This window comes from Terriglobia bacterium (assembly GCA_020072645.1).
Classification (GTDB): domain Bacteria; phylum Acidobacteriota; class Terriglobia; order Terriglobales; family Acidobacteriaceae; genus Angelobacter.
The window spans coordinates 383,543-405,205 of the sequence record JAIQGK010000001.1; the positions used below are offsets into that span (position 1 = coordinate 383,543).

Genomic DNA, 21,663 nt, shown 5'->3' on the forward strand with positions numbered 1-21,663 from the left:
GGGAATCTTTGGAAATTAGATGTTTTCTAGCCCGCCCGGCGTTCGTCCTGCAGAACCTGATCCAAGGCGCCAGCCAACTGTCCGGCACGGCGGTTGAACTCGCCCGCCAGCAGGTCATATTTCTTTTTGAGGATGTGGTATTCGTCGGCGATATTGAGCGCCGCCAGCACGGCCAGACGCAGGGAATCGATGGTGGATGTTTGTTCTCCCACGGTGCGCATCTTGCCGTCCACGAATTCCGCCAGCTTCAGGATGTATTCCGCATCCACGCCGCGGAGGTTGTAAACCTGATCGTAAATTTCCACTCGGACGGGCGGCGCTGCTGTCGGTTGAGTCACCAAGCTGATTCTCCTTCGCAAAAAAACTTCTGTTGGATTGATTATCGTCCGAGTTAATGCCGGGTCAAGTCTTTATTTTTGTCGCTTGGCTCCAAACCGCTTGACGGCATGTCTCCGGCTAGTTCGTTTAGGCTCCTGACGCAGGCCGCTTGCCGCGCTAACGGCTTTAACTGTTCTTTGGCTTGACCACGACGGCTGTCCCATACGCCAGAACTTCCGTGACGCCCTGCATGATCTCCGTCGCGTCATACCTAACGCCGACCACGGCATTGGCGCCAAGCTGCCCGGCATGCTGCAACATCAGATCCAGCGCTTCCTGGCGTGTTCTTTCACAAAGGTTGGTCAGCAGCGTGATGTTGCCGCCGACCAACGTCTGTAAGCTGGCGCCAATGGTGCCGAAGATCGAACGGGAACGCACAATGATTCCGCGTACCATGCCCAGTGTTTGCACCACTTCAAAGCCATGCAGCTCAAACTGCGTGGTGGTCATGTTGTGCTGGACGCTCATGTTTGTCGCTTCGCTCCAAACCGCTTCAAAGCATTTCACCTTTTCAAGGTTTCCTGCTCCTGAGCAATCGGCTCGGCATATTGCCAGCCTCGCCGCTCACTTTACACGATCACAGCTTTCAGCCTTCCGTTACCAGCGCGTCGATCTGCTTGAGCATCTTTTCCACGCGCCCGCGGACTTCCTCGCGCTCTTTGCGCAGGGCGATCATTTCACCGCGCAGCACGTCGAGCTCTTCTTCGCGCGTTTCCAATTGCTCGCGCAGGCGGCCGGCATCGCGCTCCGCGGCCGCTTTGCCCTCGCGCGCCGACTTCAGCAGTTCAATAGCTTTATAGATTTTTTCTTCCAGCGCGGGAAAATCGTCGTTGAAAGTCCTTGTTTCCGTCTCAGTTTCCATTTCGCGAGCAAGTTTCAATGACATAGGTAAACGACACCTCGGGGGATGATGTTCTTTGCGGAGTATAACGCACTGCGTTGTGGAAAGCACTTCAGTAGTCAGCCCATCAGCGCTCAGCAAAAGAAATTGAACCGCAAAGGACGCGAAGGTCACAAAGCCACACAGTTGTCAGTATGCGGTCAATGCGCGGATCATCGAACTTACGAAATTGTTCTTCAGTTCCTTTGCGTACTTTGCGTACTTTGCGGTAGAAAGGGTTTGGCTGAATGCTGATTGCTAACTGCTATTTCACGCCGACCGTCTATCCAACTCTTCCAACTGATTGCCTTCACCGCTGCCGGTGAAATCGGTAAGGCCGGTTACGGTGGCCAGGCCGAGGCCCTGCATTCTGAAGAAGCGGGATTCCGGCTCGTCGGCGAAGCGAAGCATGTCAGGAAGGCTGGCAACCATGCCGCTCAGGCCAAAGTCGATAGTGCCGTGTGTTTCATAAGAAATTTCTTTCACCACGCCGCCAGGATAGTCCGTACACAGAGCGGTAATGGTTTCCGCCGCGCCGCAGACCAGCGCGCTTACGGCCGCGCGCTTGTTCCGCCGCCAGAAAAAAGCGGCCATGCCGAAGAATGACGCTGCCATTGCGTAGTCAATGATGGCGTGGGCTTTCGGCGTAATTACCTTGGGCATTTTGTTGGTGGTCCATTTGGCGGCTTGATCGAGTAGCGGCATGGGTTCTCTCCCTTGGGAAGTTACTAAAAAAGAGATGGAGTCACAGCGCCGGAAGTTGTCTCCCAGCGCGATATGCGCGGGAAACGCCGCCGATTACGCCGTGCGTTCCAACAATTCCGAGCTGTTGACTGCAATGGAAATTTGGGGCGGATGCAACAGAGTATTGTGAATCAGGCAATGATGCACAGCTTCTTCCACCCCGGCCTTGTGCTGCTCCGACAAGCCGACCGGCGCATCTATCTCTATGCGGAAATTATCCAATCGCGCGGGGTTCTTTAGCTTATCGGCGTATACGCGAACTAGCGTGCCCTCAGTTGCGAGCTTATGTTTGCGCAAGTACATGGCAGCGTAAAAGCCCGCACAAGAGCCCAGAGACGCCAGCAGCAAGTCCGGCGGAGTCATGCCTTCGTCGTGACCGCCATTCTCAACCGGTTGGTCAGAAAAAAATGTGTGCTGGCCGGCCTTGATTTCAAACTGAACGTCGCCTAAATGTTCTACTGAAATCTCCATAATTGCCTCCCTCTAAGAGCCCGGTAAACCCTTGTGCATGACAAGTTTTTCGAAAAATCCCACGGCACCATTGTCCGTCGGCTATAGGAAGGGGGCAGTGCGCGCCGTCACGTATATTCGCCGCGACCGGCGCTCTGGATTTAGAGGCGGAAAAATACACTCAAACCCGGTCATGCCGAAACGAGCCAGCGCCTGCAAAGGCCAGAAAGGAAAATAGATATGGGAAGGCTTATCGCGGGAAAATTTCTATCGAAGGAATCTACCCGAGCCGTTCGGCCTATTTCCCGCCGCCATCTTGTCCCAGACCTGCCAGAAGGCTTTCATTTCCGCCGGCTGGCCCAGAGAGACGCGGGCGTATGTATCCATGGGCGGGAAGGGACGGCCGATGCGGATATTGTTGTTCTTGAAATAATCGATCACCGTCCGGATGGGCCGCTGCGTATTAAACATTACAAAATTTGTCCAGGAGGGGATCACCTGGAGCTTGCGCAGCTTTGCCTGGCGCTGGAATTCATCGCGGTCAAAGCTGTTCCGCAGCTCGGCTGTCTTATGTTCATCGTCATGCTCAAGTGACGTAAGACCGGCGCGCAGGGCCAAAATGTTTGTGCTGTCCTCAACTTTGTGCGCCGCCATGGCTTTGCTGTTCTTGGCCGAAGTAACGGCATATCCCAGCCTGAGGCCGGCCATGCCGTAAATCTTTGAGAACGTGCGGGCCACAATGACGCGGTCGGGGTCGACCGGCGTTGCCAGAAAAGAGATATAGTCGGCGGCCACGGGGACGAAGTCGTGATAAGCCTCATCCATCAGCACGTAGGTGTTCGGCGGTAGGTTGCGGATAAAAATTTCCAGGCTGCGCCGCGGCGTTACGCTGGCCGTGGGATTGTTGGGGTTGCAGATGTAGATCAATCCGCCGTTTTTCCCTACGGCGTCCGCCATCTGCACCAGCTGGTGAGCATACGTGGCAGCCAGAGGGACCTTCACTACTTCAGCATTCGCGGCCTTGGCATAGAATTCAATCGCTTCAAACGTCGGCGAAGCCATCACCAGCTTTTTGCCCGGACCGGTAAACGCGCTGGCAGCCATCTTGAGAATCTCTGTCGATCCGCAGCCCAGCGTTACTTGGTCGGCCTTCACATTGTGCATGGCGGCAATGCGCTCGATCAGCTTGTCATAGCCGCGGTCAGGATAGCGGTTGGCGTCCTGAAACGGGTTCTTCATGGCCAGCACGCTGGGAAATGGCCCGTAAGCGTTCTCATTGCTGTTGAGCAGGATAGGGCCGCCCGGCTGCGGCGTGCGCTGAGGCTCGGCCCAACTCAGTAGTTCGGTAGGAAGGCTTGCGGAGGCGGCCACAGCAGCGCCAAGTCCAGCGGTCTTGAAAAACGATCTGCGGGATAGCATGGCAGGGATTGTACTCTGGGCTGCAGAAAAAATTAACCACAAAGGACGACTAACCACAAAGGACACGAAGGAACACGAAGATGTGGCCTGTTGGAAATCCGCAGCTCCACCGTCAGGCCTGTGGTCGAGGTTTTTTAGAGCCCAAATTACAAAGGACACGTAGGAACACGAAGATGTGGCTTCTTGGAAGCTCAACTCCTTGTGAACCTTTGTGTCCTTTGTGGTTAAGCTTTGCTTATGCCGCTTTGGCTTTTTCGTTGGCCCGCTTCGCGGTTTCGCACAATGCCAAAAAACCAGCGGAGTCGTTCGTAGCGATATCAGCCAGGATCTTGCGGTCCAGTTCCACGCCGGCCTTCTTGAGGCCGCTGATGAACTGGTTATAGCTGATGCCCTGGGCGCGAGACGCCGCGCCGATACGGACGATCCAGATGGACCGGTACTGGCGTTTCTTCTGCTTGCGTCCGGAGTAGGCGAACTTGAGGCCGCGCTCCACCGCTTGTTTAGCAGCGCGATGGAGTTTTGATTTTGTTAGAAAATATCCACTTGCGCGCTCAAGTATTTTTTTGCGGCGCTGGCGGCGTTTAGTACCACGTTTTACGCGAGGCATGGTTCGCTCCCTTTTTTGTTGCCGGATTCCGGCGGTTATCGCGGCTGCAGGGAAGGTTTTAGGTCCCTGTTCACTCGCGTTGAACGCAATCTTTTTGGACTGCGCTCGTTTTTTCAGGTCCAGCCTCAGCGCTGATTTTCATCAGGCGGGCCGGGCTCTGTCCCTAGTAAGGGATCATCCTCTTGACTTTTGGCGCATCGGCCGCACTTACCAGTGTGTCGGTATCGAGGTGGCGTTTGCGCTTGGTGTCCTTGGAGGTAAGAATATGGCGCTTGAACGCTTTACCGCGCTTGATCTTGCCGGTCGCGGTCTTCTTAAAGCGTTTAGCTGCGCCTTTGTGCGTTTTCAGTTTAGGCATAAAAATCTCTCGGCCGCTTTGCGGCCTCGGCAATTAGTACTTAGCAATTGGCAATTAGCAGAACCAAAATCCAGTTTACGGTCTCGGTACGCTTTGTGCTGGAGGCTGCTGCGGCGGTTTATCCTGCTTTTTTGCGCCGCCGGGCACCTGTTTTGGAGGAGCCAGGATCACGTGGACCGTATTGCCTTCCATACGCGGCCTGAATTCCACAATTCCTTTGTCGCCGACTTCAGTCACCAGCCGCTCCAGAACTTTTCTTCCCAGATTCTGGTGGGCCATTTCTCGTCCGCGGAAACGCAGGCTGGCTTTTACCTTGTCACCTTCGGCAAGAAACCGTAAAACGTGGTTTCTTTTGGTGACGTAATCATGCTCATCCACGTTCACGCTGAACTTTACTTCCTTCAGGACGATCTGTTTCTGGTTCTTTTTGGCCGCCCGTTCCTTCTTTTCCTGCTCGTAGAGGAACTTGCCATAGTCCATGATGCGGCACACAGGCGGCACCGCGGTGGCGGAAATCTCTACCAGATCAAGACTCTGTTCCCGGGCCTTTCGGGTCGCATCCTGCGGCGTCATGATGCCAAGCTGCTCGCCGTCCGCGCCAATCACGCGTACTTCACGTGCGCGGATCCGCTCATTCATCTTAATAAAGCGTTTATCTATGCGATCCTCCTGAACCCTCCCGGCAAACTCACGCTTTTAGTGGAATTGCGGGGGGCGCCACATACGTGGCAAGACAGTGAAAATTATAGCATGGCAAGCTGTTACTCGAAGCGATGCGGGACAAACCTGCTCAGGTTATCCGTAATCATATTGTTCGATTCGCGGATACCCATCCCGGCGGCTTCACCGTCAATCACCCAACTGCCGAGCACAGGATAATGTGATTTCATTTCGGGAATGGGCGCTACAGCCTGGTAAACGTAGCGTCCTTCGCCATAGGGGCCAGAAGTGGATGTTTCACCACCAGCTATCTTAAGCGTAATATTGGCTCCTTCGCGCCCCAACAGCGGCTTTTTCACATACTCCGTCATTGTTTCTGGATCATTCAAATGGGCCTCAAGCAAGTTTGCGTGGCCCGGATACAGTTCCCACAAGATGGCGAGCAGGCCCTTGTTGGAGAACATCATTTTCCAGATCGGCTCCATCCACTGTACCTGGCCAATCGTTGCGAGCGCATGCGAGCCAAATTCATCTTTCAGCATCATCTCCCATGGATAAAGCTTGAAGATCGTCTTGATGATCTTCATGTCAAGATCGACAAAGCACTTCTGGTTACTGTCCCAACCGATATCCGGGACTAGAATTCGTTTGGTGCGCAGCCCCGCCTGGTCCGCCGTATCCTGCATATACGTTACGGTGATTATGTCTTCCATGTCCTCCAGCGTGGCAAAGTAGACGGGTGAGGCAACGTAGGCTTTAAGCTCCTTCCATTTCGAGATCAGGCGCTCATGGATTGAATTGAACTGATCTGAGCCGGGGAAGCAGTCCTCCAGCCACTGCCACTGGATCACGGCAGCTTCCACTAATGAAGTCGGCGTGTCGGCATTGTATTCCAGCAGCTTCGGTGGCCCTGAGCCGTCATAGGCCAAATCAAACCGCCCATAGATGGCAGGAGGTTCATCTTCCCACGCTTGCTCGATCGCTGGAACGGCGTCAGGGGGGATATCTAAGTCAGCAAAGCGCTTTTTGTCGATGATGTGTTGCCCAGCCTCAAGACACATCTGCTGGAGATCGTTGGTGGCCTTTTCTATTTTGTCCACTTCAGCGGAAGAGAAAAGGTAATATGCGGACTCGTCCCAATACGGCGTGGGCTCATCACGATCAGCGTTGATGGGCGAATGGTACAGAAGACCTGAGCGTGCAACCTTCTCCTGCCAATTGTCGCGCGGCGTAAGTGAAAGCCGTCTCATTCGCCGCTTCCACCTGAATGACCGGCAGAACTCCCAAAGCCACCTCTACTTACGCTGGAAGAGTTGCTCCATTGCCACGAACGCCAGAGAAGCCTGAATGCGGCTCAAAGCTACCTCCGCTTGCTGGACTACCGGTCGAATAATTTCCACCGCCTCCGTAATACCAGCGGTAGCGATTGCTATTGACGGGATTACTTTCGCAGAACTGGTCATCCACAACCACTTGGTGGTCGTCAACGCACCGCTGCATTTCCCTGGGAGTGCGGCACGAAGAGAGGGAGAGCGCAAGAGTGGTCAGGAGGCCAAGATGAATGTGAGATGATTTTTTCAAGTGGCGTCGAACAACTTAACCTGCTTCGACGGTCGAATCAAGGCATTTATCAGGCTAATCGTACGGCGCGTGGCATCGCAGCCTCAGAGTTACAAAAGCTCTTTTTCGCTTCGAGGTCGTCATCACCCGCGGCGATTATTTCTATTTGCAATATTTCGTTTGCTCGATGTCGCCCAGCGATACGCACTTTCAAGAAATTGTCACTCAGCGCCTCTGTCCACCCGTCGCTACCGGCCTGCAGCGTGATCACTTCCAGAGTTTGTCCAACAAAACTCTGGCGGAAGGCGCGGTTCTTTTCTGCCGCCAGTTCGCGCAGAATTCGATTGCGCTCCCGCGCCACATGCACCGGCACCTGATCTGGCATGGCCGCTGAAGGCGTGCCCGGCCGCGACGAGTACGTGAAGACATGCAGATAAGTGAACGGCAGGTGGTCGATAAAGCTGCGGCTTTCTTCAAAGAGTTCGTCAGTTTCGCCGGGGAAGCCAACCATGACGTCCGCGCCGATGGCGGCTTGGGGCATTGCTTCATGGATCTTTCTGATTTTCTCAGCGTAATGCCACGGACGATACTTGCGATGCATGCGGCGCAGGATGCGGTCGCTGCCGGATTGCAGCGGAACATGCGCGTGCCTCGCGATGCGCGGCGAACCGGAGACCAAGGCAATCAGATCGTCGCTCCAGTCCATGGGTTCCACGGAGCTGATGCGAATTTTTTCAATACGGGTGTGATCCAAGAGCGCGCGGACGAGCTCCTCAAACCTCTGTTGCGGCTGGAAGTCGCGGCCCCAGCGGCCAAGGTTGATGCCGCTGAGCACAATCTCACGATATCCGGCCGCCACCAGCGCATTGGCTTCTGCGATTACACGATCGAGTTGCATGGAGCGGCTCTGGCCGCGGACGCTGGGAATAATGCAGAAGGAGCAGCGGTTGTCGCATCCATCCTGCACCTTGAGATTGGGACGCGTTTTTTCCGCGATGCTGTCACCGGCGAAGACCGGAGCGGCGATCAGCTCAGTATGGGCAAAGATATCGCCTACCAAAGTGAACGCAGGCGCTGAAAGAGTTACGGTTTCCAGAGAGACAAAATTCTGCGGTCCATTTTCATGAATCACAGGATCGCCAAACCCATGCTCCATGGAAGGGCCCTCAAGGGATTGAGCGTGGAGTTCCGGTTGGAATCCTGCGCCGGCGGCAATCTCCGCCACGCGATGCTTATGGGAATTTCCCACAACCCAGGTCACGCCGGGCAGGGAAGCAATCTCCTGCGGAGTGCGCTGAGCATAGCAGCCCGTGACCATGATTTTTGCCGCTGGATTTTCGCGATGGATACGCCGGACCGAGGCGCGGGCGTCCTGATCGGCGGCGGCGGTGACCGTGCAAGTATTCAGTACGACAACGTCAGCTTCCCGGGCAGAATGGGCCTGTGACAGGCCCTGTGTCGCAAGTTGGCGCTCCAGGGCGGCCCCATCCGCCTGAGTGGCGCGGCAGCCAAAACTTTGGACAAAAAATCGAGGCACGAAAGGTATTATAATGGGGCTTTCCGAAGCAGCACGCGTGCAGCAGCTCACAACCAATACCAATGCTGGCTGCATCTTAATAGCGCGATTTAAAGCGATTCAAGATTCCCCTGGAGTTCACATGAAACGCCGCATTCTGTTGGTTGATGACGAGCTGGCCATACTGCTGACGCTCAAGACCATTCTGGAAATCCACCATTTTGAGGTGGAAACCGCCAGCTCAGCCAAGGAAGCCATTGCCAAGCTGAAGGCCAATGTTTACCACATGGTCATTACCGACATGAAAATGGAGCATGACAAGGCTGGTTATGACGTGATTCGCGCGGCCAAGAAGACGGAATACAACCCCGCAGTGGCCATTTTGACGGCCTATCCCCTGCTGGGCGGCGACTGGAAAACCCAGGGCGCAAACTCCATGCTGGTAAAGCCCATGAATACCGACGATCTGCTGCGCCGCATTGAAGTGCTGTTAATCCAGCATGAAGACCAGAAACAGGAAACAGTTACAAAGTCCGGCCTCAAGGGAAAAACTTCACAGGCGGCCAAGAAGCCTGCTTAAAAGAGCCCAATTAGACGCAAAGAAGTCCCCGGTCCCCTAAAACACACCACAGCCCTTGGAGTTCACGGGGCCTGATTACGGAGAAAATCTAGTTAGGCGGTAGCAACACTCGTTTTGCGCTGCTGGAAGCATTCCCGGCAAAAAACGGGACGGCCCTGCGTTGGCTTGAACGGCACAGTAGTTTCCCGCTGGCATCCGGAGCAGACGGCCTTGGTTTCCACTCTTTGGTAGTTGCCGCCGTTTTGCGGCAGTCCCAGTGCCTGAGCGCGTTTACCCTTGCAGTTTTTGCAGCGTTTAGGTTCGTTTTTGAATTGTTTATCGTGGAAGAAGAGTTGTTCGCCAGCGGTGAAAACGAAGTCGGCGCCGCAATCCACACACTTGAGAACTTTGTCCTGGAAGTCCATTTTGAGAGTGCCCCCTTTTCCTGCATTCACGCCCAGGACTCCGGCCAGAGCACAAACGTGACTCAATGGAAATCCCAGAAGTGAATCCCTACCCGTCGGGTTCGGCCCACGCGGCTCACGCCGTGTTTACAACAAAAACCTAAGAGACAAGTTCCGAATAAAAGACCGCCGACTGCTTTGTATGACATCAGACCATCGAGGGAACAGTCGTATGAACAAGCTGAGTTTTGCAGCGTCTTTAGTCCAAGTCAAGGGGTAAGTTAGGGAAAACACATTAAAATGTGCACCCGGTAAAGTGTCTTATTTTGAGACGGATAGGGTGTGAAAATGTTTTTCTAAGGGTACGGCCCTCGAACGATGCCCATGCCGATGTTTCATCCCGATTATTTCGCGCCCTTCGTCCATCCGTACAGTTTGGCCGCATTGTCATGCAAGGCCATGTGGGCGAGTTCCAGCGCCCGTTCGCGGGTTATTTCGCCATCCTGCATCATCCCGGTCAGGGCGATGGCCAGGGCCTCGCGGGCGGATTGCGTGGTCTGCCAGCCAATTTCCTCCCAATTGATTTCCGGGGTGTTCGGATAGAGATCGGTCCCGAACATGGCTTTTTCCGGATACCACTCCAGCAGATCACGAATGCTGTCACTCAGCCTTCGGGTGGAGATCAGCCAGGTCTGCTCGGAAAAATCGGCATAAACATTGGGTTTCATCAGGAGGTAGTTGACGTATTTGGTGTAGGGGCCAGCGCCGCCATGGAGGAGGACGAAGTTAGTCTTGCGCAGTGCAGGATCATTGAGGACCGATTCAAGCAGGGCCGGGTTTGATCCCATCAGCATGAAGTAGCTGCCGCAGCCCCCGCCGGTATGGATATGTACGGGCAGTCCCAGGCGTCCGGCTTCACGGGCAATATAGCGAAAGAGGAAGTTCTGGAGCCGGGTGTAATCGTGGGTGAGAGGGACATCGCCTTTGATGAAGTGGGCGTAAACCTGCTGGACCGACTGAAGAGGCTCGGCGGGGCCAAAGTCGAGCGAGCGCAGGTAAGCAGCCTCAAACTTGATGGCCACCGCGCCGTCTTTCTTTTGCAATTCCAGCACCGGCGTAATGACTTTGGCGACGTAATCCTGGAGCGTTGCCGGCAGGCCGTCACGGTCTATGTCTCTAAGATAGCGGCGCAGCAGCATGGATTCGCGCTGGAAGAAAAATTTGCGGTCCGGCGTTTCACTGGCCAGGGCGGAATTCTTCAAGGGGAACATCAGTGCGTCGTCAAAGGGAACCCAGTGGAAGCGCGGCGGTTGCAGGCCGCGTCCCAGAGCAATACGGTTGGCCAGTTCGGTTTCAATACCGAGCTGGTCAAGAACCCAGTTGGGATAATTGTCGCCCTGTTCCTGCATCACCTTCTGCTTGGACTGAAGCAGTTCCTTCACATGCTCCGGGCTGCGATCATTGTAGGGGTAGTTGTACAAGGCTTTCCAAGCGGCAATGTACTGCGGATTTTCCGGACGTGTGACGGTGGTGGGATCGCTCGGCTCCAGCGGATCACAGGGCAGAGCGTCGAAGTCATCATCCTTTTCGCCCGGGGCCACCAGCTTCGGCGGATGCGAATGGTTGTCAATGGCTTTGATCTTGTTGATCTCCGCCAGCAACTGGGGATCGGCCGTTTGGGCGCGAAGCGCGGAGAGCAGAAAAAGGCAGACAAGCGCGACAGCGGTTCTCTTGACCATTAGAAGAACGTCCTTCCTTTGGAGCTTGCGCCAGAAGGGTAAACCCTGAGCGCGCTGATTGCAAAGATACTTTAACCACAAGGACACGAAGAAGCACGAAGAGAAAAGCAATTGCAGGCTGCTCGTACAAAACATTTCATGGCTTGAGCCAATATGGTTCAAAGTAGATATAGCCCTCGAACACGAAGCGCCGGCCTTCGTGTTCCTTCGCGCCCTTTGTGGTTAGTCTTTTCGGGAACTGGACAGAACAAGGCTGCGTTTATACCCTAGACAGACCTTCATGAGTACACCGCCGGTCATTCACGTTCAGCAATTACAAAAGAGCTATGACAAAGTTGAGGCCGTAAAGGGCATTGACTTCCAGGTTGCGGAAGGCGAAGTGTTTGGCCTGCTGGGCCCAAACGGCGCGGGTAAGACGAGTACGATTGAGATTTTGGAAGGGCTGCGTCCGCGCACCGGGGGCGAGGCCACGGTGCTGGGATTTGATCCTGACCGGCAAAAGCAACAGTTAAAAGACCGAATCGGTGTCTGCCTCCAAGCCACCAACCTGCCGGCAAAAATGCGGGTGCATGAAGCGCTGGAGCTGTTTGGATCGTTCTACACGCGCAGCTTGAGGGCAGAGCAACTGCTGAAGCGGCTGCAACTGTGGGAGAAGCGCACGGCTTATTACGAAACGCTTTCCGGCGGGCAGAAACAGCGGCTGGCGCTGGCGCTGGCGCTGGTCAACGATCCGCAGTTGCTCTTTCTGGATGAGCCGACGACCGGTCTTGATCCGCAGATCCGGCTGGAAATCCACGGGCTGATTGAAGAGATGAAGTCAGAGAAGCGCACGGTGGTGCTGACCACGCATTACATAGAAGAAGCAGAGAGGCTGTGCGACCGGGTGGCGATCATCGACGAAGGCAAGATCGTGGCCATGGGCACGCCACGGGAATTGCAGCAGCAGAGCAAAGGGCAGTCGCGCATCGATATTATTTGCGGCCAGCCTATGAGTGCCGCCACTTTGCCACAATGGCCAGACGCACTGGAAAGCAAGCTGAGCGAAGACGGAAAGTCGCTGACGGTCTATTCATCGCGCCCGGCAAGGACGCTGTTTGAGATCATGAAGTGGCTCGATCAGCAGGGAATGCAACTGGAAGACGTCCACCTGAAGCGGCCGACGCTGGAGGATGTGTTTGTGGAATTGACAGGGAAGAGGCTGAGAGATTAGCACTCAGCATTCAGTCCTGAAGCGTTGTTCTCGAACGCAAGCGGCCAGGCAAGGGAAAGAAATAAAGAGACGGATGAAAGAATATCTTGCCATCATCGTAATGGACATAAAGCTGGCGCTGCGGCTGCGCGCGGTGATCTTTTTTAATTACCTGTTTCCGCTGTTTTTCTTTTTTGGTTTTGCCACGTTTCTGGGACGCTCAGACCGGATCGGCGGGATGGTCTATGTGGTGACCATGTCGATTACTTTCGGCGTGCTGGGCAGCGGGTTCTTTGGGGCCGGTATTCGGGCCATACAAGAGCGCGAACTCGGAATCCTGCGGCGTTACAAGGTCACGCCCATAACACCGCTGCCGCTGCTGGTGGGTTCAATGGTGACGGGCTGGATCATCTTTATTCCCTATATTGTGCTGCTGCTGTTCATGGCGCACTTCATTTATCAAATGCCGCTGCCGACGCATATGTTTCAACTGCTGGTGTTTATCTCGCTCGGGCTGATCGCCTTCCGGTCGCTGGGACTGGTGATTGCATCGGTGGCGAACACCATGCAGGAAGGCACCATCCTGGTACAGCTGTGTTATTTCCCCATGATTTTCTTGAGCGGCGCCACGATCCCGGAAGAGGTCTTTAAGGGCGTGATCAGGATCCTGCACAACTTCATGCCGGCGACATACCTGGTGAGGGGCATGAGCAACATGATGCTGCACGGGCAAGGGCTGACGGAAATAGGGAACCTGGCCGCAGCGGGCGTGATGGTGCTTACGATCCTGGGTGGGGCGCTGATTTCCATGAAGCTGTTCCGCTGGGAGAAGGAAGAGAAGATTCGCGGTCGGGCCAAGCTATGGGTCCTGGTGGTGCTGCTGCCGTTCATTGTGATGGGATTGTGGCAGTGGCTACATAACAGCTAAATTCCGGGAACTCTGTAACGCTATTCGGTGTCAATCCTTGGGGAATGCAGAGTTGCTGGAAAAGAAGCCGTGTGCTCGCCCTGTTCATTCTGGTTGCTGCGGGTGTGTTTGCGGCGCAGGTTCAGCCACTGCCAGGGACTGCACAAGCAAGGCAGGCTTTTCTCCATCGATTTGCTGCCGCGGCCCTTGAGCGGACCCAACATGTCGTTCGTTACGATCCAGCTTATGTTCGCCTGCCGTATCCCGGTGGGGATGTGCCGGCCAATACCGGCGTTTGCACGGATGAGGTAATCAGGGCCTATCGGGCCGTGGGAATCGATCTGCAAAAAGAAGTGCATGAAGACATGGCAGCAAATTTCAGCGCCTATCCCAGAAAGTGGGGACGACGCGATCCTGACCCGAATATCGACCATCGCCGCGTGCCTAACCTAATGGTCTTTTTCAGCCGCAAGGGCGAGAGCCTGCCGATCACAGATCGCTCCGAGGATTACGCTCCGGGCGACCTGGTAACGTGGGACCTGGGCGGCGGGCTGACGCATATTGGCATGATGGTGGACAGGAAAGTGCTGTTCACCCGCCGTTACATGATTGTGCACAACATTGGCGCGGGTCCCAAAATGGAAGACGTGCTTTTTGACTGGAAGATCACCGGCCATTACCGGTACTTTGGCCCTGCCGTCGCGCCACCCGAGCGCAACGAGCAAAACTCTCATTCATTCTTAACACCCTTGCGTCAGGGGCCGTAGTCCTTTGATGTGACATGGCTCACAGACCGGCGTGACTTCAGAGAAATACACTTTCGCAACAAGGTAGAAGGTGCCCGTCCGATGCGCACCACTCGTCCGAAGCGTGACTGCAACGCGCCGTGCGGTTGGCAAGTCTAAATGAATTGGAGTATAAAGAAATGTTGCGCACAGAGCCGCTTCCAACACTAGAGAAGCCAGAAATCAGCGACAGGAAAACCATGTCAACCAGCACAATCACAAAAGGTCTAGAGGGCGTAGTTGCGGCCAGTTCCGGCGTCTGCTACATCGATGGCGATGCCGGAGTGCTCGCCTACCGCGGAATTGATATTCACGAACTGGCGGAAAAATCCACGTTTGAAGAAACCTGCTATCTGCTGTGGTTTGGCCGGCTGCCCAAGGCCGCCGAACTGGCCGATTTGAAGCAGAAACTAGGGGCCGAACGGAAGGTGGATCCCGCCATCTATGACATGATGCGCCGTGTTCCCAAGACGGCGACGCCGATGGAAGTGTTGCGGACCGCGGTTTCCGCGCTTTCTTTTTATGATTCAGAAGCCGAAGCGGTCGATCATGACGCGAATGTGCATAAGGCCATTCGCCTGACTTCGCAAATTGCCATGATTGTGGCCGGCTATGACCGCATTCGCAAAGGCAAGAACGTGGTCGATCCTGACCCCACGATCTCACACGCGGCCAATTTCCTGCTGCAACTGAACGGCGAGAAGCCCACGCCGACTGCCGAAAGAGCGTTGGACGTTGCGCTGATCCTGCATGCCGACCATGAACTAAACGCCTCAACCTTTGCCGCCCGAGTGACCGCGGCCACGCTTTCAGACATGCACTCAGCTATCACCAGCGCCATTGGAGCGCTGAAGGGCCCATTGCACGGCGGCGCCAATGAAGCGGTGATGCGCATGCTGTTTGAGATCGATAAGAAAGGCGAGGACCCGGTGGAGCACGTGAAGAACATGCTGGCCAACAAGAAAAAGATTTCCGGCTTTGGCCATCGCGTGTACCACACGGAAGATCCACGGGCCACACACCTGCGGCAGATGTCGCGCGACCTGGGCCGCTCGGCGAATCCCAAGTGGTATGAGATGTCGGCTAAGATCGAGAAATACATCAAGGAAGATAAACGCCTCAACGCCAACGTGGATTTCTATTCAGCTTCCACATACACCACGCTTGGCCTGGACGTTGACCTGTTTACGCCAGTGTTTGCCGTTTCCCGCATCAGCGGTTGGGCCGCGCACGTGATTGAGCAGCTCGACGATAACCGGCTCATCCGTCCGCGCGCGGATTATATTGGCCCGGCGTATCCGAATAAGTACGTCGCGATGGAGAAGAGATAAAGGGCAATTGGCAAATGGCCTTTTCTGAAACCCCGAAGCGTAGAGAGGGTCCCTATAGGGCCAAGAGAATCTTAAAGGCCTCGATCAAGAATGATTGAGGCCTTTGCTTTGCGCTGTCTGCGTTTAATTGTCTCGCTCTTCTTAAGGACGTCGTTGCTATAGGGTTCCCTCGCTGCGCTCGGGATTTCAGAAAAGCGTAAAATAGTCTCATGCGCCGCGTTTACCTGGATAACAATGCCACCACACCCGTCCTGCCGGAGGTGTTTGAGGCGATGCGGCCTTTCTACCTGGAGCAGTTCGGCAACGCGTCATCCATCCACCACTATGGGCAGCACGCCCGTGCCGCGGTGGAAAAGGCGCGAGCGTCAGTCGCGGCGCTGGTGAATGCTCGTCCGGCGGAAATTGTTTTTACCAGCGGCGGAACCGAGGCCGACAATCTGGGCATCTTTGGCCTGGTGCAGCGCGGCGATCACGTTATTACTTCCACGATTGAACATAGCGCCGTCATGAATTCCTGCAAGCGGCTGGAGCAGATGGGATGCGAAGTCACGTTTGTTCCTGTCGGCGCCAGCGGAGAGATCTATGCTGGTAACGTGGAAATGGCATTGCGCCCGAACACGCGGCTTATCAGCGTGATGATGGCGAACAATGAAACCGGGGTAATCCAGCCGGTGGAAGCGATCGGCAAGATCGCGCAGGAAGCCGACGTCTTTTTTCATACCGACGCGGTGCAGGCAGCGGGCAAGATCCCGATCGACGTGCAGAAAATTGCCTGCGACGCGCTTTCTATTTCAGGGCACAAGATCCATGCGCCACAAGGGACGGGAGCGCTTTACATCAAGAAGGGAACGCTGATCCAGCCGCAGATCTATGGCGGCAGCCATGAGCGACAGCGTCGAGCTGGGACGGAAAACCTGCCGGGGATTGTTGGTCTGGGAAAAGCCTCGGAACTGGCCAAGCATTGGCTTGAGAGCGACGGCCCGACGGACATGTCAGCGATGCGCGACCGGCTGCAGGATGCGATTTTATGCGCAATGGAAGATGTGGGAGTAAATGGTTTGGGAGCGCCGCGCGTGCCGAACACGACGAACCTGTGGTTCGATCATATTGAAGGCGAGGCGTTGGTGATTGCGCTTGACCTGAAAGGGCTGGCAGTTTCGAGCGGCGCAGCGTGTTCGTCCGGGGCAATTGAGCCTTCACACGTGCTGCTGGCTATGGGATTGCCGCACCAGCGTGCGCGAGCCAGCATTCGCATCAGCCTGGGCAAGCAGACCAAGCAAGAAGATATCGATTTTGCAATTAAAGTAATTCCGGAAACGGTGGCGCGCCTGCGCGAGATTTCTCCCGTTTATCAGAAGGTTGCCGCAGATTCGCGCAGATGAGCGCACATCAAACGCAAGTTCTCTCCCTTTCGTGTCCAGGTAAGTCTTTCTGCCGATAGTCGGCGAATTCCTATTCAGCTACACTGCTTTCATGATGATATGGTCGGCCTGTATTGATCATTTTGTGATCCAGAAGGGCTCGCGGTGAGCACCAAGTGGGTCCCAAAATCCGTACTGGCCCTGAAGAATTATTCGCGACGGGACTTTGTTGCTGACCTGATCGCCGGCGTCACGGTGGGACTGGTGGCGCTGCCGCTGGCGATGGCGTTTGCGATTGCGTCCGGCATGCCGCCGCAGGCAGGACTTTATTGCGCCGTGATCGCCGGATTTCTGATTTCGGCGCTGGGCGGATCACGGGTGCAGATTGGCGGGCCGACCGGCGCGTTCGTAGTCGTTGTCGCCGGCATCGTGGCCAAGTATGGCATCGACGGCCTTTTCATGTGCACCGGAATCGCCGGCGTGTTCCTGATTTTTCTGGGCGTGACCGGGCTGGGCAGCGCGGTGAAATATATTCCGCGGCCGGTGGTGGTGGGATTCACCAACGGAATTGCCGTGGTGATCGCCAGTACGCAGCTCAAGGATTTTTTTGGACTGCGCATTGAGCAGGTGCCCGGCAATTTTCTGGGCCGCCTTGAGGCTGTGGCGCACAACTTCCGCACGATTTCCTATGAAGAAACGGGACTGGCGGTGCTGGCGTTGGTCCTGATCGTGGTATGCAGAAAGTTTTTCCCGAAGATTCCCGGCTATATTGTTGCGCTCTTCGTAGGCACGGCGCTGGTCTATTTCCTGCGCCTGCCGGTGCAGACGATCGGCACGCGCTTTGGTGGAATTCCTTCAGGCCTGCCTGCGCTGAAGATTCCGCGCTTTCACCTGGACCTGATGCGTCCGCTGATTTCGCCGGCAATCACGGTGGCCATGCTGGGCGCGATTGAGTCACTCATGTCTGCCGTGGTGGCCGACAAGTTGTTTGGTCACGGCGAAAAGCACAAGCCGAATGTGGAATTGATTGCGCAGGGCGTGGCGAATTTCATTTCTCCGCTGATGGGCGGCTTGCCAGCGACTGGAGCGATTGCGCGCACGGCGACGAACATTCGATCAGGCGCAAGAAGCCCGGTTGCGGGAATGATTCACGCGCTTACGCTGCTGGCGATCCTGATGTTTGCCACGCCGGTGGCCAAGTTCATTCCGCTGGCGGTGCTTGCGGCGATTCTGCTGGTTGTCTCTTACAACATGGGCGAGTGGGCGGAAATTCCGGAGCTGCTCAAGCTTTCGCGGCTGGAAGTGGCCTGCTGGTCGGCCACTTTCGTGTTGACGGTTTTTGCCGACCTGACGGTCGCGGTGGAAGCAGGGATGATCCTGGCGGCGCTCATCTTTATCCGCAAAGTTACGGCGACGACGACGATTTCGCGCGTGACGAAAGAATATCTGGCAGAGAGCAAGCTGCACGTCTTACAAGACAAGGAAATTCCGCCGTATGCGACGGTGTTTCGTATTCACGGGCCATTTCTGTTTGGCGCGGCGGACAAAATTGATGACCTGATGCAACAGATACCTGACCTGCCGCCGATTGTGATTCTGCGCCTGCGCAATATGACGGCCATTGACGCTACTGGCATACGCGCGCTGGAAGAATTAGCGGACCGCGTGAAAGCCAGCGGTCGCCGGTTGATTCTGTGCGGCGCGCGTGAGCAGCCCGCGCGGTTGATGCGACAGTCAGAATTTGAGCAGCACGTGGGCGCAGAAAATATCTGCGCCAACGTGACGGAAGCGCTGACCCGCGCCGGCGTTGTGTTTCCGCAGATCGCGGCGGAAGCGCCGTCGGTGCAGAAGTGGGGCAGGCGCAGCACGGACCACGCGCCGGCCCCGGAAGAAGCGGCGGCGAAGGCAGCATCTTCACAAGACTGATTGCGCCTGAGCCGTTCCCGCAAGCATCTATAATAGAAAAGCCCATTTATGAGCACTCAGACCATTGCCGTAGCCATGTCCGGTGGTGTCGATTCGTCGACCGTTGCGGCCATGTTGCGTGCTGAGGGGTACAACGTTGTAGGCCTGACGATGCAGCTGTGGAACCAGCGCCGTCTGGCCGGACACGAGGGCATGCCGGAGCAGGTGCAGGGCCGCTGCTGCTCGATTGATGACGTGTACGATGCCCGCCGGGTGGCCGAGGACCTTGGCATTCCGTATTACGTGGTGAATCATGAAGAGCGTTTTGAGCGTGACGTGGTGCGTCCGTTTATTGATGAGTATCTATCAGGGCGTACGCCAATTCCTTGCAGCCTGTGCAACAACCATCTGAAGTTCGATCAACTGCTGATTACTGCGCGGCAGATTGGCGCGGACATGCTGGCCACGGGGCACTATGCGCGCTGTGAGTTTTCCGCCGAGCGCAATCGCTGGCTGCTGCGCCGCGCCGCCGATCCCGCCAAGGACCAGACATATTTCCTTTTTGGACTCACGCAGGAGCAGTTGAGCCGCACGCTGTTTCCTCTTGGCCACATGAACAAGCCGCAGGTGCGGGAACTGGCGCGCGAGCATCATCTGGCGCTGGCGGAAAAGCCCGACTCACAGGAGATATGCTTCGTCCCCGGCGGCGATTACAAGCGCTTCATTGATGCATACCTCAACGAGCAGGGTGAGCAACTGCCCGACACGTCTGGCGAACTGGTCACTACCGACGGCAAGGTGCTGGGGCACCATGAGGGCGTCCATAACTTCACCGTGGGCCAGCGCAAGGGGCTGGGCGTTGCCACAGGCTCGCCGCTCTACGTGATCAACATCAACGGCGCTGAGGGCAAGGTGACGGTCGGCGGAAACGATGATCTGCTTTCACGCACACTGATTGCCCGCGACCTAAACTGGATCGCCGTTGATGGCCTACACGATTCCGGCGCTGAGGCCAAGACGCCAATGCGCGTGACAGCAAAAATTCGCCATCGCCATGAGCCCGCGCCTGCTGTGTTGGAGAATGCTCCCAACGGCGAAGTGCGCGTAACGTTCGATGAGGCGCAGCGCGCCATCACGCCGGGACAGGCAGTGGTGTTTTACCAGGACGATCTGGTCGTCGGCGGCGGATGGATTGCTGAGACCGCGCGATAAGCCGTCATTGAAAGCACTCAAATTCAGTATCATTCATGCCGCAACGCCATCAGCGGATCAATAATCGAAAATGACCTTGACGGCCGATTTCATGATTGCTAAACGCTGCAAATGCATGCTATTTTTAAGAAGACAACTCAAGCGGCCGGCCATCCCTCTGGCGGCCTGTTTGCCCACTCCTCAGTAGCTCAATGGCAGAGCATTCGGCTGTTAACCGAAGGGTTGTAGGTTCGAGTCCTACCTGAGGAGCCAATCTTCATTTTTTGTCGCTTTCGCTCCGAAACCGCTCAAGTCTTTCCCTCTTGCATTGATCCAAACGCTCCTGCGTCTTTCGGCTCGGCGCGGCCTCGACTTTTACGTGGTGCATCGACGGTCGGCTCAGAACCGTTGCACAGCCCATACACATGGTGCCAAACAGAATGAATCGGTATTGGTGCGGCGCATTTGGTACCTTCGGCCTGTTCCTGTAGGATGGTTCCAATTACCAGCGTGAACTCGAATCCGCGCTGCTGCTGTTCCTCATGTCGATTTCAGTTCGTGCAGAGCATATAGGAAGCTTTCTCAGGCCGGCGGAGTTGCTGGAAGCGCGAAGCCAGCCCCATGCCGATCCGGAGCGCGTGCGCGCGCTGGAAGATGCCCACATCAAGCGGGTCATTGCGCGCCAGAAAGAGCTTGGTTTTCAAGTATTTACTGACGGGGAAACGCGCCGCCGGAACTTCATGAGCGACTTTACTGAGGCCGTGGCAGGGTTTGACCTGGCCGATGCCACCCCGCGGTCCTGGTACTCAGAATTGGATGTTCCTCCGGCAAACGGCGGCGGAAGCACCAGACACGAACGCCTGGAAGATGCGGATGTAAGCCGCGTGGCGGGCGTAGTTACGTCAAAGCTTCAGCAGGTCCGCCGCCTTACCGGACACGAGCTCAGCTTTTTGCTTCAGCACAGTCCAGGGCCGATCAAAATGACCCTGCCCAGCGTTACGCAGTTTCCCGCAATTGCTTTTAAGCGCGGCGTGACGGACCGGGTCTATAAAGACCACTCTGAATTGCTGTGGGCGATTGTGGACGTGATGAAAGCGGAGCTGGCACAGCTTTCACGCGAGGGCGTGAACTATATACAGATTGACGCGCCGCGCTACAGCTATTACATCGACCCGAAATGGCGCGAGTGGATCCGCAGGGAGATGAAGGTGGAACCCAGCGATCTACTGGATGAATCCATACGCGCGGACAATGCGGTGCTGGATGCGGCCCGCCGTCCGGGGCTGACGCTGGGCATGCATCTTTGCCGCGGCAACAATCGGAGCCACTGGTATGCGGAAGGCGGGTATGACGCGATTGCCGATAAGCTCTTTGGCGACATCAACGTTGACCGTTTTCTTTTGGAATACGACGATGAACGCTCCGGCACGTTTGCTCCGCTGCGCTTTGTTCCCAGCGGCAAGACCGTGGTGCTGGGGCTGATCAGCAGCAAGCGTCCGCAACTGGAGAGCGGTGATGCGCTGATGCGGAGGATCCAGCAGGCCGCAACTTACGTCCCGCTGGAGCGGCTGGCCCTGAGCCCGCAATGCGGTTTTGCTTCAACCATGGAAGGAAATCTTCTGACGGAAGAACAACAATGGGCCAAGATGCGGCTGGTGGTGGAGACAGCGCATCGCGTCTGGGGATAAAGCTTCTGTAGATCCAGCAGAGGAGGGAACAT

Annotated in this window: 23 protein-coding genes and 1 tRNA gene; 10 read left to right on the top strand and 14 right to left on the bottom strand. The window is 55.9% G+C overall.

Translation table 11 applies throughout. The features are described 5' to 3' along the window. Nucleotides 1-26 precede the first annotated feature (26 nt). From LAO76_01625 to mtaB, 12 genes are all read right to left on the bottom strand, one after another. Nucleotides 27-338 carry a cell division protein ZapA gene (locus tag LAO76_01625; GenBank protein MBZ5489615.1) on the bottom strand — a complete coding sequence of 104 codons (312 nt, stop codon included), beginning with the start codon at nucleotides 336-338 and terminating at the stop codon, nucleotides 27-29. 166 nt (nucleotides 339-504) lie between these two features. After that, nucleotides 505-828 (bottom strand): YbjQ family protein, encoded by a 324-nt coding sequence (locus tag LAO76_01630; protein MBZ5489616.1) that lies wholly within the window; start codon nucleotides 826-828, stop codon nucleotides 505-507. 136 nt (nucleotides 829-964) lie between these two features. Continuing rightward, nucleotides 965-1,264 (bottom strand): hypothetical protein, encoded by a 300-nt coding sequence (locus LAO76_01635; GenBank protein ID MBZ5489617.1) that lies wholly within the window; start codon nucleotides 1,262-1,264, stop codon nucleotides 965-967. A 264-nt stretch (nucleotides 1,265-1,528) separates the two neighbouring features. Further along, a complete protein-coding gene (locus LAO76_01640; protein MBZ5489618.1) occupies nucleotides 1,529-1,963 on the bottom strand; it encodes a hypothetical protein in 435 nt (144 codons plus the stop codon). Between the two features lie 93 nt (nucleotides 1,964-2,056). Then, nucleotides 2,057-2,473, bottom strand: coding sequence for an OsmC family protein (locus LAO76_01645; GenBank protein MBZ5489619.1), 417 nt, complete (start codon nucleotides 2,471-2,473; stop codon nucleotides 2,057-2,059). A 246-nt stretch (nucleotides 2,474-2,719) separates the two neighbouring features. Next, on the bottom strand, nucleotides 2,720-3,871 hold the full coding sequence (locus LAO76_01650; GenBank protein MBZ5489620.1) for an aminotransferase class I/II-fold pyridoxal phosphate-dependent enzyme: 1,152 nt from the start codon (nucleotides 3,869-3,871) through the stop codon (nucleotides 2,720-2,722). 235 nt (nucleotides 3,872-4,106) lie between these two features. Next, nucleotides 4,107-4,478, bottom strand: a complete 372-nt coding sequence (gene rplT / locus LAO76_01655; GenBank protein MBZ5489621.1) for a 50S ribosomal protein L20 — start codon at nucleotides 4,476-4,478, stop codon at nucleotides 4,107-4,109. A 163-nt stretch (nucleotides 4,479-4,641) separates the two neighbouring features. Next, nucleotides 4,642-4,836, bottom strand: a complete 195-nt coding sequence (rpmI, locus tag LAO76_01660; GenBank protein MBZ5489622.1) for a 50S ribosomal protein L35 — start codon at nucleotides 4,834-4,836, stop codon at nucleotides 4,642-4,644. Nucleotides 4,837-4,911: 75 nt separating this feature from the next. Beyond that, nucleotides 4,912-5,475 carry a translation initiation factor IF-3 gene (gene infC / locus LAO76_01665; GenBank protein ID MBZ5489623.1) on the bottom strand — a complete coding sequence of 188 codons (564 nt, stop codon included), beginning with the start codon at nucleotides 5,473-5,475 and terminating at the stop codon, nucleotides 4,912-4,914. A gap of 122 nt (nucleotides 5,476-5,597) precedes the next feature. Next, nucleotides 5,598-6,746 carry a glutathionylspermidine synthase family protein gene (locus tag LAO76_01670; GenBank protein ID MBZ5489624.1) on the bottom strand — a complete coding sequence of 383 codons (1,149 nt, stop codon included), beginning with the start codon at nucleotides 6,744-6,746 and terminating at the stop codon, nucleotides 5,598-5,600. 45 nt (nucleotides 6,747-6,791) lie between these two features. After that, nucleotides 6,792-6,959: a hypothetical protein gene (locus tag LAO76_01675; protein ID MBZ5489625.1), complete on the bottom strand. Its 168-nt coding sequence runs from the start codon at nucleotides 6,957-6,959 to the stop codon at nucleotides 6,792-6,794. Nucleotides 6,960-7,126: 167 nt separating this feature from the next. Then, nucleotides 7,127-8,593 carry a tRNA (N(6)-L-threonylcarbamoyladenosine(37)-C(2))-methylthiotransferase MtaB gene (gene mtaB / locus LAO76_01680; protein MBZ5489626.1) on the bottom strand — a complete coding sequence of 489 codons (1,467 nt, stop codon included), beginning with the start codon at nucleotides 8,591-8,593 and terminating at the stop codon, nucleotides 7,127-7,129. Between the two features lie 121 nt (nucleotides 8,594-8,714). Between mtaB and LAO76_01685 the strand changes: the two genes are divergently transcribed. After that, entirely contained in the window at nucleotides 8,715-9,152 is a 438-nt protein-coding gene (locus tag LAO76_01685) for a response regulator (protein MBZ5489627.1), read from the top strand. 92 nt (nucleotides 9,153-9,244) lie between these two features. Here the strand turns inward: LAO76_01685 and LAO76_01690 are convergent, their stop codons facing one another. Beyond that, entirely contained in the window at nucleotides 9,245-9,556 is a 312-nt protein-coding gene (locus LAO76_01690; protein ID MBZ5489628.1) for a zinc-ribbon domain containing protein, read from the bottom strand. 383 nt (nucleotides 9,557-9,939) lie between these two features. Beyond that, nucleotides 9,940-11,274, bottom strand: coding sequence for an amidohydrolase (locus tag LAO76_01695; protein MBZ5489629.1), 1,335 nt, complete (start codon nucleotides 11,272-11,274; stop codon nucleotides 9,940-9,942). A gap of 280 nt (nucleotides 11,275-11,554) precedes the next feature. Here LAO76_01695 and LAO76_01700 point away from each other — a divergent pair, with 280 nt between their 5' ends. The 9 genes from LAO76_01700 to LAO76_01740 all read left to right on the top strand — a co-directional run bounded on the left by LAO76_01700 (nucleotide 11,555) and on the right by LAO76_01740 (nucleotide 21,631). Continuing rightward, on the top strand, nucleotides 11,555-12,484 hold the full coding sequence (locus tag LAO76_01700) for an ABC transporter ATP-binding protein (protein MBZ5489630.1): 930 nt from the start codon (nucleotides 11,555-11,557) through the stop codon (nucleotides 12,482-12,484). Between the two features lie 73 nt (nucleotides 12,485-12,557). Further along, nucleotides 12,558-13,391 carry an ABC transporter permease gene (locus LAO76_01705; GenBank protein ID MBZ5489631.1) on the top strand — a complete coding sequence of 278 codons (834 nt, stop codon included), beginning with the start codon at nucleotides 12,558-12,560 and terminating at the stop codon, nucleotides 13,389-13,391. Between the two features lie 44 nt (nucleotides 13,392-13,435). Beyond that, a complete protein-coding gene (locus tag LAO76_01710) occupies nucleotides 13,436-14,137 on the top strand; it encodes a DUF1287 domain-containing protein (protein ID MBZ5489632.1) in 702 nt (233 codons plus the stop codon). Nucleotides 14,138-14,355: 218 nt separating this feature from the next. Beyond that, the gene (locus LAO76_01715; GenBank protein MBZ5489633.1) at nucleotides 14,356-15,486 is read left to right on the top strand and encodes a citrate synthase; all 1,131 of its coding nucleotides are present in this window, start codon (nucleotides 14,356-14,358) and stop codon (nucleotides 15,484-15,486) included. 209 nt (nucleotides 15,487-15,695) lie between these two features. Beyond that, complete coding sequence (locus LAO76_01720) at nucleotides 15,696-16,868, top strand: cysteine desulfurase (protein ID MBZ5489634.1); 1,173 nt, start codon at nucleotides 15,696-15,698, stop codon at nucleotides 16,866-16,868. A gap of 144 nt (nucleotides 16,869-17,012) precedes the next feature. Continuing rightward, nucleotides 17,013-18,773, top strand: a complete 1,761-nt coding sequence (locus tag LAO76_01725) for an STAS domain-containing protein (protein ID MBZ5489635.1) — start codon at nucleotides 17,013-17,015, stop codon at nucleotides 18,771-18,773. 48 nt (nucleotides 18,774-18,821) lie between these two features. Continuing rightward, the gene (mnmA, locus tag LAO76_01730) at nucleotides 18,822-19,964 is read left to right on the top strand and encodes a tRNA 2-thiouridine(34) synthase MnmA (GenBank protein ID MBZ5489636.1); all 1,143 of its coding nucleotides are present in this window, start codon (nucleotides 18,822-18,824) and stop codon (nucleotides 19,962-19,964) included. A gap of 177 nt (nucleotides 19,965-20,141) precedes the next feature. Continuing rightward, nucleotides 20,142-20,216 (top strand) — tRNA-Asn (locus tag LAO76_01735). 269 nt (nucleotides 20,217-20,485) lie between these two features. Next, nucleotides 20,486-21,631, top strand: coding sequence for a cobalamin-independent methionine synthase II family protein (locus LAO76_01740; GenBank protein MBZ5489637.1), 1,146 nt, complete (start codon nucleotides 20,486-20,488; stop codon nucleotides 21,629-21,631). Nucleotides 21,632-21,663 lie beyond the last annotated feature (32 nt).